The sequence below is a fragment of the Micromonospora sp. WMMD964 genome (assembly GCF_029581455.1).
GTDB lineage: Bacteria > Actinomycetota > Actinomycetes > Mycobacteriales > Micromonosporaceae > Micromonospora.
Window position 1 is genome coordinate 339,817 of sequence record NZ_CP120860.1, and the last position, 14,934, is coordinate 354,750.

25 protein-coding genes are annotated in these 14,934 nt (G+C 67.4%); all 25 read right to left on the minus strand.

Annotated features, from left to right (window positions below; all coding sequences use genetic code 11):
• Positions 1–28: 28 nt before the first annotated feature.
• A complete protein-coding gene (gene rplO, locus O7616_RS01540) occupies positions 29–472 on the minus strand; it encodes a 50S ribosomal protein L15 (protein WP_088987584.1) in 444 nt (147 codons plus the stop codon).
• Positions 472–654, minus strand: coding sequence for a 50S ribosomal protein L30 (rpmD, locus tag O7616_RS01545; RefSeq protein ID WP_030329904.1), 183 nt, complete (start codon positions 652–654; stop codon positions 472–474). The genes rplO and rpmD overlap by 1 nt, the downstream gene beginning before the upstream one ends.
• Positions 654–1,268 carry a 30S ribosomal protein S5 gene (gene rpsE / locus O7616_RS01550; protein ID WP_282264466.1) on the minus strand — a complete coding sequence of 205 codons (615 nt, stop codon included), beginning with the start codon at positions 1,266–1,268 and terminating at the stop codon, positions 654–656. Before rpsE ends, rpmD begins: the two co-directional genes overlap by 1 nt.
• Positions 1,269–1,301: 33 nt before the next feature.
• Positions 1,302–1,691 (minus strand): 50S ribosomal protein L18, encoded by a 390-nt coding sequence (gene rplR / locus O7616_RS01555; RefSeq protein WP_203148342.1) that lies wholly within the window; start codon positions 1,689–1,691, stop codon positions 1,302–1,304.
• Positions 1,688–2,230 carry a 50S ribosomal protein L6 gene (rplF, locus tag O7616_RS01560; protein ID WP_282305326.1) on the minus strand — a complete coding sequence of 181 codons (543 nt, stop codon included), beginning with the start codon at positions 2,228–2,230 and terminating at the stop codon, positions 1,688–1,690. Before rplF ends, rplR begins: the two co-directional genes overlap by 4 nt.
• A 16-nt stretch (positions 2,231–2,246) precedes the next feature.
• Positions 2,247–2,654 (minus strand): 30S ribosomal protein S8, encoded by a 408-nt coding sequence (gene rpsH / locus O7616_RS01565; RefSeq protein WP_007465270.1) that lies wholly within the window; start codon positions 2,652–2,654, stop codon positions 2,247–2,249.
• 116 nt (positions 2,655–2,770) lie between these two features.
• Complete coding sequence (locus tag O7616_RS01570) at positions 2,771–2,956, minus strand: type Z 30S ribosomal protein S14 (RefSeq protein WP_007465272.1); 186 nt, start codon at positions 2,954–2,956, stop codon at positions 2,771–2,773.
• 1 nt (position 2,957) lies between these two features.
• Positions 2,958–3,524, minus strand: a complete 567-nt coding sequence (gene rplE, locus O7616_RS01575) for a 50S ribosomal protein L5 (RefSeq protein ID WP_088987580.1) — start codon at positions 3,522–3,524, stop codon at positions 2,958–2,960.
• Positions 3,524–3,844 (minus strand): 50S ribosomal protein L24, encoded by a 321-nt coding sequence (gene rplX, locus O7616_RS01580; RefSeq protein WP_007465276.1) that lies wholly within the window; start codon positions 3,842–3,844, stop codon positions 3,524–3,526. Before rplX ends, rplE begins: the two co-directional genes overlap by 1 nt.
• Complete coding sequence (gene rplN, locus O7616_RS01585; RefSeq protein ID WP_007073026.1) at positions 3,841–4,209, minus strand: 50S ribosomal protein L14; 369 nt, start codon at positions 4,207–4,209, stop codon at positions 3,841–3,843. The genes rplX and rplN overlap by 4 nt, the downstream gene beginning before the upstream one ends.
• Positions 4,210–4,306: 97 nt before the next feature.
• Entirely contained in the window at positions 4,307–4,582 is a 276-nt protein-coding gene (rpsQ, locus tag O7616_RS01590; RefSeq protein WP_278141718.1) for a 30S ribosomal protein S17, read from the minus strand.
• The gene (gene rpmC, locus O7616_RS01595; protein ID WP_007465283.1) at positions 4,579–4,815 is read right to left on the minus strand and encodes a 50S ribosomal protein L29; all 237 of its coding nucleotides are present in this window, start codon (positions 4,813–4,815) and stop codon (positions 4,579–4,581) included. Before rpmC ends, rpsQ begins: the two co-directional genes overlap by 4 nt.
• On the minus strand, positions 4,815–5,240 hold the full coding sequence (rplP, locus tag O7616_RS01600; RefSeq protein WP_053653940.1) for a 50S ribosomal protein L16: 426 nt from the start codon (positions 5,238–5,240) through the stop codon (positions 4,815–4,817). Before rplP ends, rpmC begins: the two co-directional genes overlap by 1 nt.
• A 3-nt stretch (positions 5,241–5,243) precedes the next feature.
• Positions 5,244–6,113, minus strand: a complete 870-nt coding sequence (gene rpsC / locus O7616_RS01605; protein ID WP_145778898.1) for a 30S ribosomal protein S3 — start codon at positions 6,111–6,113, stop codon at positions 5,244–5,246.
• Positions 6,113–6,571 (minus strand): 50S ribosomal protein L22, encoded by a 459-nt coding sequence (gene rplV, locus O7616_RS01610; RefSeq protein WP_007465297.1) that lies wholly within the window; start codon positions 6,569–6,571, stop codon positions 6,113–6,115. The genes rpsC and rplV overlap by 1 nt, the downstream gene beginning before the upstream one ends.
• 41 nt (positions 6,572–6,612) lie before the next feature.
• Positions 6,613–6,894, minus strand: a complete 282-nt coding sequence (gene rpsS / locus O7616_RS01615; RefSeq protein WP_007465299.1) for a 30S ribosomal protein S19 — start codon at positions 6,892–6,894, stop codon at positions 6,613–6,615.
• A gap of 12 nt (positions 6,895–6,906) precedes the next feature.
• On the minus strand, positions 6,907–7,746 hold the full coding sequence (gene rplB, locus O7616_RS01620) for a 50S ribosomal protein L2 (RefSeq protein WP_088987576.1): 840 nt from the start codon (positions 7,744–7,746) through the stop codon (positions 6,907–6,909).
• Positions 7,747–7,758: 12 nt separating this feature from the next.
• Entirely contained in the window at positions 7,759–8,061 is a 303-nt protein-coding gene (gene rplW, locus O7616_RS01625; RefSeq protein ID WP_007465304.1) for a 50S ribosomal protein L23, read from the minus strand.
• Complete coding sequence (gene rplD, locus O7616_RS01630; protein ID WP_088987575.1) at positions 8,058–8,708, minus strand: 50S ribosomal protein L4; 651 nt, start codon at positions 8,706–8,708, stop codon at positions 8,058–8,060. The genes rplW and rplD overlap by 4 nt, the downstream gene beginning before the upstream one ends.
• Positions 8,705–9,370: a 50S ribosomal protein L3 gene (gene rplC, locus O7616_RS01635; RefSeq protein ID WP_282264464.1), complete on the minus strand. Its 666-nt coding sequence runs from the start codon at positions 9,368–9,370 to the stop codon at positions 8,705–8,707. The genes rplD and rplC overlap by 4 nt, the downstream gene beginning before the upstream one ends.
• A gap of 11 nt (positions 9,371–9,381) precedes the next feature.
• Positions 9,382–9,690 carry a 30S ribosomal protein S10 gene (rpsJ, locus tag O7616_RS01640; protein ID WP_007073037.1) on the minus strand — a complete coding sequence of 103 codons (309 nt, stop codon included), beginning with the start codon at positions 9,688–9,690 and terminating at the stop codon, positions 9,382–9,384.
• Between the two features lie 350 nt (positions 9,691–10,040).
• Complete coding sequence (gene tuf / locus O7616_RS01645) at positions 10,041–11,234, minus strand: elongation factor Tu (protein WP_282264463.1); 1,194 nt, start codon at positions 11,232–11,234, stop codon at positions 10,041–10,043.
• 212 nt (positions 11,235–11,446) lie between these two features.
• On the minus strand, positions 11,447–13,543 hold the full coding sequence (fusA, locus tag O7616_RS01650) for an elongation factor G (RefSeq protein ID WP_088987572.1): 2,097 nt from the start codon (positions 13,541–13,543) through the stop codon (positions 11,447–11,449).
• Positions 13,544–13,617: 74 nt separating this feature from the next.
• A complete protein-coding gene (gene rpsG / locus O7616_RS01655) occupies positions 13,618–14,088 on the minus strand; it encodes a 30S ribosomal protein S7 (protein WP_007465317.1) in 471 nt (156 codons plus the stop codon).
• Position 14,089: 1 nt separating this feature from the next.
• Positions 14,090–14,464 (minus strand): 30S ribosomal protein S12, encoded by a 375-nt coding sequence (rpsL, locus tag O7616_RS01660; protein WP_007465318.1) that lies wholly within the window; start codon positions 14,462–14,464, stop codon positions 14,090–14,092.
• Between the last annotated feature and the right edge of the window lie 470 nt (positions 14,465–14,934).

Here is a 14,934-nt window from a genome sequence, read left to right on the forward strand (position 1 = left end):
AACTGGACGGGCGCCATGGTCCTACGCCTTACAGCTCGGTGACGGAGCCACCGGCGGCAGCGATCTTCTCCTTGGCCGACGCACTGAACGCGTGCGCGGACACCTGGAGCGCCACACCGCCGAGGTCCCCGGTGCCGAGGACCTTGACCGGGTGACCCTTGCGGACCGCGCCGGCCTCGACCAGCTCCAGCGGGCCGACCTGGCCACCGTTCGGGAACAGCTCAGCGAGTCGGTCCAGGTTGACAACCTGGAAGACCACCTTGAACTTGTTCTTGAAGCCCTTCATCTTCGGCAGGCGCATGTGGATGGGCATCTGCCCACCCTCGAACGCCGCCGAGATGTTCTTGCGGGCCTTGGAACCCTTGGTACCGCGACCGGCGGTCTTGCCCTTGGACCCCTCACCGCGACCCACACGGGTCTTCGCGGTCTTGGATCCGGGTGCCGGGCGCAGGTGATGCACCTTGATCGTCATTACTCGACCTCCTCGACCTTCACGAGGTGGTTGACCGTGAAGATCATGCCGCGGATCTCGGGCCGGTCCTCCTTGACCACCACGTCGTTGATCCGCTTGAGACCGAGCGAACGCAGCGAGTCACGCTGGTTCTGCTTGGTCCCGATACCGGACCGGAGCTGGGTGACCTTCAGGCGTGCCATCAGGACGCCACCCCCGCCCGCGACGCCAGCATGGCGGCCGGCGCGACGTCCTCCACCGGCAGACCACGACGCGACGCGACCTGCTCGGGGGACTCGAGCCCCTTCAGGGCCGCCACGGTGGCGTGCACGATGTTGATCGGGTTCGACGAGCCGAGGCTCTTGGAGAGCACGTCGTGGATACCGGCGCACTCCAGCACGGCGCGCACCGGACCACCGGCGATGACACCCGTACCGGCCGAGGCCGGCTTGAGCAGCACCACGCCAGCGGCGTCCTCACCCGTCACCGGGTGCGGGATCGACTGGCCGATACGCGGAACCTTGAAGAAGTGCTTCTTGGCCTCCTCGACACCCTTGGCGATGGCCGCGGGCACCTCCTTGGCCTTTCCGTAGCCCACGCCGACCGTGCCGTCGCCGTCGCCCACGATCACCAGGGCGGTGAAGCTGAAGCGACGACCACCCTTCACGACCTTGGCGACGCGGTTGATCGCGACGACCCGCTCGAGGTGCGGGGTCTTCTCGACGGGCGCGTTTCCGCGGCCGCCCTCACGGCGGTTGTCGCGGCGACCACCCTCGTTGCCACCGGACCCGCCGCCACGGCGCTGTTGACCTGGCATCAGCAGCCTTCCTTATCTCTCGTGACGGGGTTGTTAGAACTCGAGCCCGGCTTCGCGGGCGGCGTCGGCAAGCGCGGCGACCCGCCCCGCGTACCGGTTGCCACCGCGGTCGAAGACGACCTTGGAGACGCCAGCGGCCTTGGCCCGCTCGGCGAGCAGAGCGCCCACCTTGCCGGCGAGGGCGCTCTTGTCGCCCTCCGCACCGCGCAGCGAGGCGTCCAGGGTCGACGCCGACGCCAGGGTGTGACCCTTGGTGTCGTCGACGACCTGGGCGACCATGTGCCGCAGCGAACGGGTGACGACCAGGCGCGGACGCTCGGCCGTACCGGTGACGTTCTTGCGGACGCGGAAGTGTCGACGCGCACGCCCGACGGCGCGCTTGGCGGCGACACCGCGGCGGCGCTTGAGCAGCGTGGCGCTCACTTCTTACCTGCCTTTCCGGCCTTGCGGCGGATGACCTCGCCCTGGTACTTGACGCCCTTGCCCTTGTAGGGCTCCGGCGGGCGGATCTTCCGGATGTTGGCGGCGACCTCACCGACCTGCTGCTTGTTGATGCCGGCAACGTGGAACAGGGTCGGCCGCTCCACCGTGAAGGTGATGCCCGCCGGGGCGGAGACGACCACCGGGTGCGAGAACCCGAGCGCGAACTCGAGGTCCGAACCCTTGGCGGTCACCCGGTAACCGGTGCCGGCGATCTCCAGGCTCTTGCGGTAGCCCTCGGTGACACCGACGATCATGTTGGCGATCAACGTACGGCTGAGGCCGTGGAGTTCCTTGGCCTTGCGCTCGTCGTTCGGCCGGTTGACGCTCAGCTGCCCATCCTCGGCCCGCTCGATCGTGATCGGCTCGGCGAGGGTGTGCTCAAGCTGGCCCTTGGGGCCCTTGACCGTGACGGTCTGCCCGGAAATCGTGATGTCGACGCCGGCTGGCACCGGGATCGACTTACGTCCAATTCGCGACATTTCTACCTGTCTCCCGTTACCAGACGAAGGCGAGGACTTCCCCGCCAACGCTCCGCTTGCGGGCCTGCCGGTCGGTCAGCAGCCCCTGGGACGTCGAAATGATCGCCACGCCGAGCCCGCCGAGCACCCGCGGGAGCCCGTCCGACTTGGCGTACACCCGGAGACCGGGCTTGGACACTCGCTTGATGCCGGCCAGGCTCCGCTCGCGGTTCTGGCCGTACTTCAGCTCGACGACCAGTCGCTTGCCGACGGCGCCCTCCTCGGGCTCCTCGACCGACCAGGTGGCGATGTAACCCTCGGCCTTCAGGACCTCGGCGATGTTCGCCTTGATCTTGGAGTAGGGCATCTTCACCTGATCGTGGTACGCCTGGTTGGCGTTACGCAGACGCGTGAGCATGTCTGCGATCGGGTCGGTCATCGTCATGGATTTCGTCAGCCTTTCTCGCCGGGGTTCCCGGGGCATCAGCCCCGGGCCTACGGCGAAGAGCAATACCTAATCGGTGCAGGAGTTCCCGGCCGACGGCCGGGACGCGGTCGCCCTTACCAGGAAGCCTTGGACACGCCCGGCAGCTCACCGCGGTGAGCCATCTCCCGGATGCAGACCCGGCAGAGCCCGAACTTGCGGTAGACCGCCTTCGGACGCCCGCACCGCTGGCAGCGGGTGTACGCGCGAACCGAGAACTTCGGCTTCGCGGCCGCCTTGATGATCAGCGCCTTCTTGGCCATCTCAGTTCTCCTTGAACGGGAAGCCCAGGAGCTTGAGCAGCGCCCGGCCCTCGTCGTCGGTCGTGGCGGTCGTGACCACCGTGATGTCCATGCCCCGCTGCCGATCGATCTTGTCCTGATCGATCTCGTGGAACACCGACTGCTCGGTCAGACCGAACGTGTAGTTGCCGTGCCCGTCCAGCTTGCGCCCGTCCAGACCGCGGAAGTCGCGGATACGCGGCAGCGCGATGGAGAGCAGCCGGTCCAGGAACTCCCACATCCGGTCACCGCGAAGGGTGACCTTCGCGCCGATCGGCATGCCCTCACGCAGCTTGAACTGCGCGATGGACTTGGTCGCCCGCCGCACCTGCGGCTTCTGGCCGGTGATCGTGGCGAGGTCACGGACCGCGCCGTCGATCAGCTTGGCGTCGCGAGCAGCCTCGCCGACACCCATGTTGACGACGATCTTGACCAGCCGCGGCACCTGCATGGGGTTGCCGTAGCTGTGCTGCTCGCGCAGCTGGGCCACGATCTCGTTGCGGTACCGCTCCTTGAGGCGCGGCATGGTCTTTTCGGTAGCCGTGGTCATCACAGGTCCTTACCGGTGCTACGCGCGATGCGGACCTTCTGGCCGTTGTCGTCGATCCGGTAACCGACGCGGGTCGGCTTGCCGTCGGAGTCCAGGACCTGCACGTTCGAGACGTGGATCGGGGCCTCCTGGGTGACGATGCCGCCGGTCTTGGCGCCACGCTGGGTGGTGCTGATGCGGGTGTGCTTCTTGACCCGGTTCACGCCCTCGACCAGGACCTTGTCCTGCCGCGGGTAGGCCGCGATGACCTTGCCCTTGGCACCCTTGTCCTTGCCGGCGATGACGACGACCGTGTCGCCCTTCTTGACCTTCACGGTCACAACACCTCCGGCGCGAGGGAAATAATCTTCATGAACCGCTTGTCCCGCAGCTCCCGGCCCACCGGGCCGAAGATGCGGGTACCACGCGGGTCCCCGCCGTCCTTGATGATGACGGCGGCGTTCTCGTCGAAGCGGATGTACGAGCCGTCCGGCCGCCGCTTCTCCTTGGCCGTGCGAACGACGACCGCCTTGACGACGTCGCCCTTCTTCACACCGGCACCCGGGATGGCGTCCTTGACCGTGGCCACGATGACGTCGCCGATGCTCGCGTAGCGCCGACCCGAGCCACCGAGAACCCGGATGCACAGGATCTCCCGAGCACCCGTGTTGTCGGCGACGCGCAGTCGCGACTCCTGCTGAATCACGTCTATCTCCTATGTCTGCCGGTTCTCCGGCCGCCGTGGCGGCCGGAGCCTGGCGGAACCTACGCCCGACGCAACGCCGGGCGAGCTCGAGCCTTCGCTACTTGGCCTTTTCCAGGATCTCCACGATCCGCCAACGCTTGGTGGCGCTCAGCGGCCGGGTCTCCATGATGAGAACCCGGTCACCGGTGCCAGCGGCGTTCTGCTCGTCGTGCACCTTCAGCTTGCTCGTACGACGCATGATCTTGCCGTACAGCGCGTGCCGAACCCGGTCCTCGACCTCGACCACGACGGTCTTGTCCATCTTGTCGCTGACCACCAGGCCCTCACGGACCTTGCGGCGCGAGCGCGCGGTGGTGGCGGTCTCTTCGGTCATGATGCAGTCACCTCAGTCGGCGCGGCCGAGAGCCCCAGCTCGCGCTCGCGCATGATCGTGTAGATCCGGGCGATCTCCCGACGGATGACCTGCAGCCGCCGGTTGTTGTCGAGCTGCCCGGTTGCGGCCTGCACGCGGAGGTTGAACAGCTCCGCCTTGGCCTCCCGCAGCTTCGTGACCAGCTCCTCCTCGGAGAGCTCACGCAGCTCGGTCGCCTTAACGCCCGCTGCCATCAGGATTCACCCACTTCGCGCGTAACAATGCGGCACTTCATCGGGAGCTTGTGGATCGCGCGACGCATGGCCTCTCGCGCGGTCTGCTCGTTGGGGAAGGACATCTCGAAGAGAACCCGCCCCGGCTTGACGTTGGCGACCCACCACTCGGGCGAACCCTTACCGGAACCCATCCGGGTCTCGGCCGGCTTCTTGGTGAGGGCCTGGTCCGGGAAGATCGTGATCCAGACCTTGCCACCACGCTTGATGTGGCGAGTCATCGCGATACGTGCCGACTCGATCTGCCGGTTCGTCACGTACGCCGGCTCGAGAGCCTGGATCCCGAACTCGCCGAACACCACCCGGTTACCACCCTTGGACGCGCCACTGCGGTCCGGGTGGTGCGGCTTGCGGAAGCCCTTCGGGGGCTTGCGCGGCATCAGCATCTGTCAGCCCTCCTGCTGCGTTTCTGCCGGAGCAGCCGCGGCGGCGACAGCGGAGCTGTCGACCGGCTCGCCGCTCGGCGTCTCGGCCTGCTGCGCGATGGTGGTCGCAGCAGCCCGGCCGGCCTCGGTGCCACCAGCCGTGGTGCCGGACGAACCCGACCGGCCACGGCGCGGACGCTCGGGACGGTCGCCACGCTCACCACGACGCGGGCGGGACGGACCGGCCTCGGCCGGAGCCTCCCGGCCCGGAACGGCGTCGCCCTTGTAGATCCAGACCTTCACACCGATCCGACCGAACGTGGTACGGGCCTCGAAGAAGCCGTACTCGATGTTGGCCCGCAGCGTGTGCAGCGGAACCCGGCCCTCACGGTAGAACTCGGTCCGGCTCATCTCGGCGCCGCCGAGGCGACCCGAGACCTGAACCCGGATGCCCTTGCAGACCGGGTTCTTCATCGCCGACTGCATGGCCTTGCGCATCGCCCGACGGAAGCTGACCCGGCTGGACAGCTGCTCGGCCACGCCCTGCGCGACGAGCTGAGCGTCCGACTCGGGGTTCTTCACCTCGATGATGTTCAGCTGGACCTGCTTGCCGGTGAGCTTCTCCAGCTCGCCGCGGATCCGGTCGGCCTCCGCACCCTTACGGCCGATGACGATGCCCGGCCGGGCGGTGTGGATGTCGACCCGAACCCGGTCGCGGGTGCGCTCGATGTCGACCTTGGAGATCCCGGCGCGCTCGAGGCCCTTGGACATCATGCGGCGGATCTTGACATCCTCGCCGATGTAGTCCTTGTAGAGCTTGTCCGCGAACCAGCGGGACTTCCAGTCGGTCGAGATGCCGAGCCGGAACCCAGTGGGGTGAACCTTCTGACCCATTACTCGGCGTCCTCCGTCTTGCTCTGCGCTTCGGCCGGTGCGGCCTCCGTGGCCGGGGCGGCCTTCTTAGCCGCGGCCTTCCTCGGTGCTGCCGGCGCGACCGCTTCGACCGCCACGGTGATGTGGCACGTGCGCTTGCGGATGCGGTAGGCCCGACCCTGGGCCCGCGGCTGGAACCGCTTCATCGTCGGGCCCTCGTCCACGAAGGCCTCGCTGACGAGCAGCGCGTCGGGGTCCAGCCGCTCGTTGTTCTCCGCGTTGGCGATCGCGCTAGCGAGCACCTTGTACACCTGCTCGCTCGCAGCCTGCGGCGCGAACTGCAGCACCGTGAGCGCCTCCTTCGCGGGCAGGCCGCGGACGAGGTTGACCACCCGGCGCGCCTTCATCGGCGAGATGCGCACGTGCCGCGCAACCGCCCGCGCGCCCGGAAGCACCGGAGCGTCGCCCTTTCCTGGCATCGCTGTAACCCCTTGTTCCCTCTATCCGTATGCCCGCGGCGTCAGCGCCGACGGCTCTTCCGGTCGTCCTTCTCGTGACCCTTGAACGTGCGGGTCAGCGCGAACTCGCCGAGCTTGTGCCCGACCATCGCCTCGGTCACGAACACCGGGACGTGCTTGCGTCCGTCGTGCACGGCGATCGTGTGCCCCAGCATCTCGGGGATGATCGTCGAGCGCCGCGACCAGGTCTTGATCACGTTCTTGGAGCCCTTGTCGTTCTGAACTTCCACCTTCTTGAGCAGGTGGTCGTCGACGAACGGGCCCTTCTTCAGGCTGCGAGGCATGTCTTATCTCCCTCAGCCGCGCTTACGCGTGGCGTAGCGACGGCGGACGATCAGCCGGTCACTCGGCTGGCCCTTACGGCGGGTGCGGCCCTCGGGCTTACCCTGCGGGTTGACCGGGTGGCGACCACCGGAGGTCTTACCCTCACCACCACCGTGCGGGTGGTCGACCGGGTTCATGGCGACACCACGGACGGTCGGGCGCTTGCCCTTCCACCGCATCCGGCCGGCCTTGCCCCAGTTGATGTTCGACTGATCGGCGTTGCCGATCTCGCCGACGCTGGCGCGGCAGCGCACGTCCACCCGCCGGATCTCGCCGGACGGCATACGCAGGGTCGCGTACGCGCCCTCACGACCGAGCAGCTGGATGCCGACGCCGGCGGAACGGGCCAGCTTGGCCCCGCCGCCCGGACGCAGCTCCACGTTGTGGATCGTGGTACCGACCGGGATGTTGCGCAGCGGCAGGTTGTTGCCGGGCTTGATGTCGGCGCCCGGACCGGACTCGACGCGGTCGCCCTGCTTCAGGTCCTTCGGCGCGATGATGTACCGCTTCTCGCCGTCGGCGTAGTGCAGCAGCGCGATGCGCGCGGTGCGGTTGGGGTCGTACTCGATGTGAGCGACCTTCGCCGGCACGCCGTCCTTGTCGACCCGCTTGAAGTCGATCAGACGGTACTGGCGCTTGTGACCACCGCCGTGGTGCCGCGTGGTGATCCGGCCGTGGGCGTTACGCCCGCCCTTCTTCGGCAGCGGAGCCAGCAGCGACTTCTCCGGCGTGGACCGGGTGATCTCGGCGAAGTCAGCGACACTGGAGCCACGTCGGCCCGGCGTCGTCGGCTTGTACTTACGGATAGCCATTGTCTACACCCCTCAGCTGACCGGGCCGCCGAAGGCCTCGATGCGGTCACCGTCAGCCAGCTTCACGATCGCCCGCTTGGTCGCCTTGCGCTGACCGAAGCCGGTCTTGGTGCGCTTGCGCTTACCCTGGCGGTTGAGCGTGTTGACCGTCAGGACGCGGACGTTGAAGATCTGCTGGATAGCGATCTTGATCTCGGTCTTGTTCGCGTCCGGGTGCACCAGGAAGGTGTACCAGTTCCGGTTCAGCTCGCTGTAGCTCTTCTCCGAGACGACCGGCGCCACGATGATGTCGCGCGGGTCGGCGATCGTGCTCACTTGCCACCCTCCTCGGTGGTCTCGGCGGGCACGCCCAGGAACTCGTCCAGGGCGTCCTTGGTGAAGACCACGTCGTCGGCCACGAGCACGTCGTACGTGTTCAGCTGGCCGGACTCGATCAGGTGCACGCGCGGCTCGTTGCGCAGCGACACCCAGTTCAGCTCGTCGGTGCTGCTCAGCACGACCAGGACCCGACGGGCCTCGGTGAGCTTGGCGAGCGTGGCCAGGGCCGCCTTGGTCGACGGCTTCTCGCCCGAGACGAACGCCTCGACGACGTGCACCTGCCCGGCGCGGGCCCGGTCGGAGAGGGCGCCCCGCAGAGCGGCGGCCTTCATCTTCTTCGGGGTCCGCTGGCTGTAGTCACGCGGCACGGGACCGTGCACGACGCCACCGCCGGCGAACTGCGGCGCGCGGATCGAGCCCTGCCGGGCGCGACCGGTGCCCTTCTGCTTGTACGGCTTCTTGCCGCCACCGGCGACCTCGCCGCGGGTCTTGGCCTTGTGCGTGCCCTGTCGGGCCGCCGCGAGCTGGGCCACCACGACCTGGTGCATCAGCGCGACGTTGGCCTGCACGTCGAAGATGTCCGCCGGCAGCTCGACCGAGCTGCTGGTGGTGCCTTCGACGGTGCGCACGTCAACGGTGGTCACTTGGCCGCACCGCCCTTCTTCACCTTGCTCTTCGCCGCGGTACGGACCAGAACGAGCGCGCCCTTCGGACCGGGGATGGCACCCCGGACGAGCAGCAGGTTGTTCTCGGTGTCGACCGCCTGGACGGTGAGGTTCTGCACGGTGTACCGCACGCCACCCATCCGGCCGGCCATCCGGGTGCCCTTGAAGACACGACCCGGCGTGGCGCAGGCACCGATGGAACCGGGCGAGCGGTGCTTGCGCTCGACACCGTGGCCGGCGCCCAGACCGTGGAAGCCGTGCCGCTTCATCGGGCCGGCGTAGCCCTTGCCCTTGGTCTTGCCGGTGACGTCGATGACGACGCCGGCCGGGAACTCCTCGACGGTGACTTCCTGGCCGAGCGAGTATTCCGCGGCGTCCGTGGTGCGCAGCTCGACGATGTGCCGGCGCGGCGCCACGTCCGCCTTGGCGTAGTGCCCGCTGACCGGCTTCTTGACCTTGCGCGGGTCGATGTTGCCGTAGGCCAGCTGGACCGCGGAGTAACCGTCCTTCTCGGCGCTACGAACCTGGCTGATGACGCACGGGCCGGCCTCGACCACGGTCACGGGAACAACGCGGTTGTTGTCCCAGACCTGGGTCATGCCGAGCTTGGCGCCCAGGATCCCCTTGACTTGCCTGTCCATTTGTCCGGTCCCTACAGCTTGATCTCGATGTCGACGCCAGCCGGCAGGTCGAGGCGCATGAGCGAGTCGACCGTCTTCGGGGTCGGGTCGATGATGTCGATCAGCCGCTTGTGCGTGCGCATCTCGAAGTGCTCGCGCGAGTCCTTGTACTTGTGCGGCGAGCGGATAACGCAGAAACGGTTGATCTCCGTGGGCAGCGGCACCGGGCCCGCGACCTGCGCCCCGGTGCGCGTCACCGTCTCGACGATCTTCCGAGCCGAGGAGTCGACGACCTCGTGGTCATAGGCCTTGAGCCGGATGCGGATCTTCTGTCCCGCCATGGTGGCTTCTGTTCCTTCTCTCGATGCCGCTGTGTTGCGGGCGCCTGTACCGGCTGGTACAGGCCCACTTCGCCGACCCCCGCGGTCGGGCGTGTCGCGCCCTCGGGCCGAGCTCCGCCCCATGGTTCCGGAGTGGTGCTTGACCGCGCGGTGGGTCAAGGCGCCGATCGCTTACCGCGACCTGAACGCCGTGCGAGGGTGGTTGGCGACTGGGCCGCCAACCACCCCACGCTCGACTGTCTCGCCACCCGGAGGTTCAGCGAAAGCCGAACACAGGCGACGAACTGTCGTTACGCAACCTGACTAGTATGCCGCACGACCGGCGGCGGGTCTAATCGGGGTTACCTAGTTCACTTGACGATCTTGGTGACGAACCCGGCGCCGACGGTGCGGCCACCCTCGCGGATCGCGAACTTGAGGTTCTCCTCCATGGCGATGGGCTGGATCAGCTTCACCGACATGGTGGTGTTGTCACCCGGCATGACCATCTCGGTGCCCTCGGGGAGGGTGACGACACCGGTGACGTCCGTGGTCCGGAAGTAGAACTGCGGACGGTAGTTCTGGAAGAACGGGGTGTGGCGGCCACCCTCCTCCTTGGAGAGGATGTAGACCGTCGCCTCGAACTCCGTGTGCGGGGTGGTCGTGCCCGGCTTGATGACGACCATGCCGCGCTCGACGTCCTCGCGCTTGGTGCCACGCAGCAGCAGGCCGACGTTCTCACCTGCGCGGGCGTCGTCCAGGGTCTTCCGGAACATCTCGATCGCGGTGACCTTGGTCTTGAAGCCCTTCTCGCGGATGCCGACGACCTCGACGTCCTCGTTCGGGAGCAGGACGCCACGCTCGACACGACCGGTGACGACGGTGCCACGACCGGTGATCGTGAACACATCCTCGACGGGCATGAGGAACGGCTTCTCGGTCTCGCGCTCCGGCTGCGGGATCGCGGTGTCGACCGCGCTCATCAGCTCGAGCAGCTTCGCGGTCCAGACCGGGTCGCCCTCGAGCGCCTTCAGCGCGGAGACCTGGACGACCGGCAGGTCGTCACCCGGGTACTCCTGCGAGGAGAGCAGCTCGCGCACCTCGAGCTCGACGAGCTCCAGGAGCTCCTCGTCGTCGACCATGTCGCTCTTGTTGAGCGCCACGACGATGTACGGCACACCGACCTGACGGGCCAGCAGCACGTGCTCGCGGGTCTGCGGCATCGGGCCGTCGGTCGCCGCCACCACCAGGATCGCGCCGTCCATCTGCGCGGCACCGGTGATCATGTTCTTGATGTAGTCAGCGTGACCGGGGCAGTCAACGTGCGCGTAGTGCCGCGCCTCGGTCTGGTACTCGACGTGCGCGATGGAGATCGTGATGCCGCGGGCCTTCTCCTCCGGCGCCTTGTCGATCTCGTCGAACGGCGTGTAGGGGTTCAGGTCCGGGTACTGGTCGTGCAGGACCTTGGTGATGGCCGCCGTCAGCGTCGTCTTACCGTGGTCGATGTGACCAATGGTGCCGATGTTGACGTGCGGCTTAGTCCGCTCGAACTTAGCCTTCGCCACTGGTGTCCTCCTGTGGACTTCTTGGTTCGTACGCCCGGCGCGCCGGTCGGCGCTTAGGACTCTGTCGACAGCCTTTCCGGCCAGACGGCCGGAGAGCCTTTGTGGGTTCTGCGGCGATGAAGCCTACAGGCCCGGTCTCACGCGATCCGATCGTGGTGGCCGCGGGCGGGTGAACCTCCCGCGACCAACCACGAATCACCTGCTCGGGGCAGTTACTCGCCCGTCGCCTTCGCGATGATCTCCTTCGCGACGCTCTGCGGAACCTCGGCGTAGGAGTCGAACTGCATGCTGTAGCTAGCCCGGCCCTGGGTCTTCGACCGCAGGTCGCCGACGTAGCCGAACATCTCCGACAACGGCACCAGAGCCCGGACGATGCGGGCGCCGCTGCGCTCCTCCATCGCCTGGATGATGCCGCGGCGGGAGTTGAGGTCGCCGATGACGTCACCCATGTTCTCCTCAGGAGTGGTGACCTCAACAGCCATCATCGGCTCGAGCAGTGCGGGGTCGGCCTTGCGGGCCGCCTCCTTCATCACCATCGAGCCGGCGATCTTGAATGCCATTTCCGAGGAGTCGACCTCGTGGTACTGGCCGTCCAGCAGCGTCAGCTTCACACCGACCAGCGGGAAGCCCGCCAGGATGCCGTACTGCATGGCGTCCTGGGCGCCCGCGTCCACCGACGGGATGAACTCCCGGGGGACACGGCCACCGGTGACGGCGTTCGCGAACTCGTAGGTCGGCGAGTCGTTGTCCAGCGGCAGCGGCTCGACGCTCACGATGACGCGGGCGTACTGACCCGAACCACCGGTCTGCTTCTTGTGGGTGTACTCGATCTTCTCCACCTTGCGGCGGATCGTCTCGCGGTACGCCACCTGCGGCTTACCGATGTTCGCCTCGACGTTGAACTCGCGGCGCATCCGGTCGACCAGGATGTCCAGGTGCAGCTCGCCCATGCCGGCGATGACCGTCTGGCCGGTCTCCTCGTCCAGCTTGACGCGGAAGGTCGGGTCCTCCTCGGCCAGCCGCTGGATGGCGGTGCTGAGCTTCTCCTGGTCGGCCTTGGTCTTCGGCTCGATGGCGACCTCGATGACCGGCTCCGGGAAGGTCATCGACTCCAGGATGACCGGGTTCGCCGGGTCGCACAGCGTGTCACCGGTGGTGGTCTGCTTGAGACCCTGCACCGCGATGATGTCGCCAGCCTGGGCCGAGCTGCGCTCTTCCCGCTTGTTGGCGTGCATCTGGTAGATCTTGCCGATCCGCTCCTTGCGGTCCTTGGTGGAGTTGACCACCTGGGTGCCGGTCTCGACCACGCCGGAGTAGACCCGGACGTAGGTGAGCTTGCCAAGGTGCTTGTCGGTCTGGATCTTGAACGCCAGGCCGGAGAAGGGCTCGGCCTTGGACGGCTTCCGCAGCAGCGGGGTCTCGCCGTCGGGGGCCGTGCCCTCGATCGCCGGAACGTCCAGCGGCGACGGCAGGAAGTCGACGACGGCGTCGAGCATGGGCTGCACGCCCTTGTTCTTGAACGCCGAGCCGCAGAGCACCGGGTTGGCCTTGCCGGCGATGGTGGCACGCCGGATGGCGGCCTTGATCTCCTCGACGGAGACCTCCTCGCCTTCCAGGTACTTCTCCATCACCGAGTCGTCGACGTCGGCCAGGGTCTCCATCAGCTTCTCGCGCCACTCGGCCGCGGAGTCGGCCAGCTCGGCCGGGATCTCCTCGATCGCGTAGTCCTCACCCTTCTGGGTCTCCCCGCGCCAGGTGAGGGCGCGCATGCCGATCAGGTCGACGACACCGATGTGGTCGCCCTCGAGCCCGATCGGGATCTGGAGCACCAGCGGGGTGGCGTTCAGCCGGTCGATCATCATCTGCACGCAGCGGAAGAAGTCGGCGCCGGTCCGGTCGAGCTTGTTGACGAAGCACATGCGCGGGACGTTGTACTTGTCGGCCTGCCGCCAGACGTTCTCCGTCTGGGGCTCCACGCCGGCGACACCGTCGTAAACCGCGACCGCGCCATCCAGGACCCGCAGCGACCGCTCGACCTCGACCGTGAAGTCGACGTGGCCAGGCGTGTCGATGATCTGGATCGTGTGGCCCTTCCACTCACACTTGGTAGCAGCGGAGGTGATGGTGATACCACGCTCCTGCTCCTGCTCCATCCAGTCCATGACGGCAGCGCCCTCGTGGACCTCACCGATCTTGTACGTGATACCGGTGTAGAACAGGATTCGCTCGGTGGTCGTGGTCTTACCGGCATCGATGTGCGCCATGATGCCGATGTTGCGTACGTTGGCGAGCGCGTCTGCGGCGGCCACTTCAATCCCTACTTATCGTCGTCTCGACTCAACTGGTGGCGGTTCCGGCGCCCGTGAGCGCCGGAACCAGGGTGTTACCAGCGGTAGTGCGCGAAGGCCTTGTTCGACTCGGCCATCTTGTGCGTGTCCTCGCGCCGCTTGACGGCGGCGCCGAGGCCGTTGCTCGCGTCCAGCAGCTCGTTCATCAGCCGCTCGACCATGGTCTTCTCGCGCCGGGCGCGGGAGTAGGTGACCAGCCAACGCAGGCCCAGGGTGGTCGCCCGGGTCGGGCGGACCTCGACCGGAACCTGGTAGGTGGCGCCACCGACACGACGGCTGCGCACCTCGAGGGTCGGCTTGACGTTGTCCATCGCCCGCTTCAGGGTGACGACCGGGTCGGTGCCGGACTTCTCGCGGCAGCCCTCGAGGGCCGCGTACACGATGGACTCGGCGAGCTGACGCTTGCCGCGGAGCAGGATCTTGTTCACCAGCTGGGTGACCAGCGGCGAGTTGTACACCGGGTCAGCGACCAGTGGCCGCCGCGGAGCGGGTCCCTTACGCGGCATGTCAGCTCTTCTCCTTCTTCGCGCCGTAACGGCTGCGCGCCTGCTTGCGGTTGCGGACACCCTGGGTGTCCAGCGAGCCGCGAACGATCTTGTAACGCACGCCGGGGAGGTCCTTCACCCGGCCACCGCGGACGAGCACGATCGAGTGCTCCTGCAGGTTGTGACCGACGCCCGGGATGTAGGCGGTCACCTCGATCTGGCTGCTGAGCTTCACGCGAGCGACCTTGCGCAGCGCCGAGTTCGGCTTCTTCGGGGTGGTGGTGTACACGCGGGTGCACACGCCGCGCCGCTGAGGGGAACCCTTCAACGCCGGGGTCTTCGTCTTGGTCGTCTTCGCCTGGCGGCCCTTTCGGACCAGCTGCTGGATCGTGGGCACCGGGTTTCTCCGCTCCCTTCGGCCGCATCCGCGGCCGCGCCGTCTGCTCGTTAGCCGGCCTGATGACCGGCTCTCCTACATTCCGACCAGGGTCGCCTTGCGGAGACCCCGGCACCCGCGGTCGGGCGTGTCGCCCTCGTCACGGCTCCGTTGCGACGCTCTCGCGTGCGGACCGGAGTTTGTCACCGGTACGCGGGTCGCCCCGCCCCGGATCCTTGGCCTGTCGTGCCGCCGCTCGAAATCCCGAAACAGCGCACGCACGAGTTGCCCGGGCATGCCCGGGCACAAGGGGAAAGAGTACCTACCACAACCGCCCAGGTCAAAACGGAATGGCCCGGCGCCTGTCTCACTCTGCCGGCCGGATCTCGCCCTGCCCCGTCGCCCGCGATGGGCACCTACGAACACAAGTGTACCGGCTTCCCCGCGGGACCACCCGTCGGCCCCGGACCGGCACCGGGTTTGGACAAGGA

Bases quoted from the DNA above. Each gene is read 5' to 3' on its own strand.
- rpsQ (WP_278141718.1), bottom strand. From the start codon at position 4,582: ATGACCGAAGAGACCGCCACCACCGCGCGCTCGCGCCGCAAGGTCCGT.
- rpsJ (WP_007073037.1), bottom strand. From the start codon at position 9,690: ATGGCGGGACAGAAGATCCGCATCCGGCTCAAGGCCTATGACCACGAG.
- rpsS (WP_007465299.1), bottom strand. From the start codon at position 6,894: ATGCCTCGCAGCCTGAAGAAGGGCCCGTTCGTCGACGACCACCTGCTC.
- rplC (WP_282264464.1), bottom strand. From the start codon at position 9,370: ATGGACAGGCAAGTCAAGGGGATCCTGGGCGCCAAGCTCGGCATGACC.
- rpsG (WP_007465317.1), bottom strand. From the start codon at position 14,088: ATGCCGCGTAAGGGACCCGCTCCGCGGCGGCCACTGGTCGCTGACCCG.
- O7616_RS01570 (WP_007465272.1), bottom strand. From the start codon at position 2,956: ATGGCCAAGAAGGCGCTGATCATCAAGGCGGCCGCGAAGCCGAAGTTC.
- rpsC (WP_145778898.1), bottom strand. From the start codon at position 6,113: ATGGGTCAGAAGGTTCACCCCACTGGGTTCCGGCTCGGCATCTCGACC.
- rplO (WP_088987584.1), bottom strand. From the start codon at position 472: ATGACGATCAAGGTGCATCACCTGCGCCCGGCACCCGGATCCAAGACC.
- rplF (WP_282305326.1), bottom strand. From the start codon at position 2,230: ATGTCGCGAATTGGACGTAAGTCGATCCCGGTGCCAGCCGGCGTCGAC.
- rpmC (WP_007465283.1), bottom strand. From the start codon at position 4,815: ATGGCAGCGGGCGTTAAGGCGACCGAGCTGCGTGAGCTCTCCGAGGAG.
- rplB (WP_088987576.1), bottom strand. From the start codon at position 7,746: ATGGCTATCCGTAAGTACAAGCCGACGACGCCGGGCCGACGTGGCTCC.
- rpsE (WP_282264466.1), bottom strand. From the start codon at position 1,268: ATGCCAGGTCAACAGCGCCGTGGCGGCGGGTCCGGTGGCAACGAGGGT.
- rplE (WP_088987580.1), bottom strand. From the start codon at position 3,524: ATGACCACGGCTACCGAAAAGACCATGCCGCGCCTCAAGGAGCGGTAC.
- rplP (WP_053653940.1), bottom strand. From the start codon at position 5,240: ATGCTGATGCCGCGCAAGCCCCCGAAGGGCTTCCGCAAGCCGCACCAC.
- rpsH (WP_007465270.1), bottom strand. From the start codon at position 2,654: ATGACGATGACCGACCCGATCGCAGACATGCTCACGCGTCTGCGTAAC.
- rpmD (WP_030329904.1), bottom strand. From the start codon at position 654: ATGGCACGCCTGAAGGTCACCCAGCTCCGGTCCGGTATCGGGACCAAG.
- rplV (WP_007465297.1), bottom strand. From the start codon at position 6,571: ATGCCAGGAAAGGGCGACGCTCCGGTGCTTCCGGGCGCGCGGGCGGTT.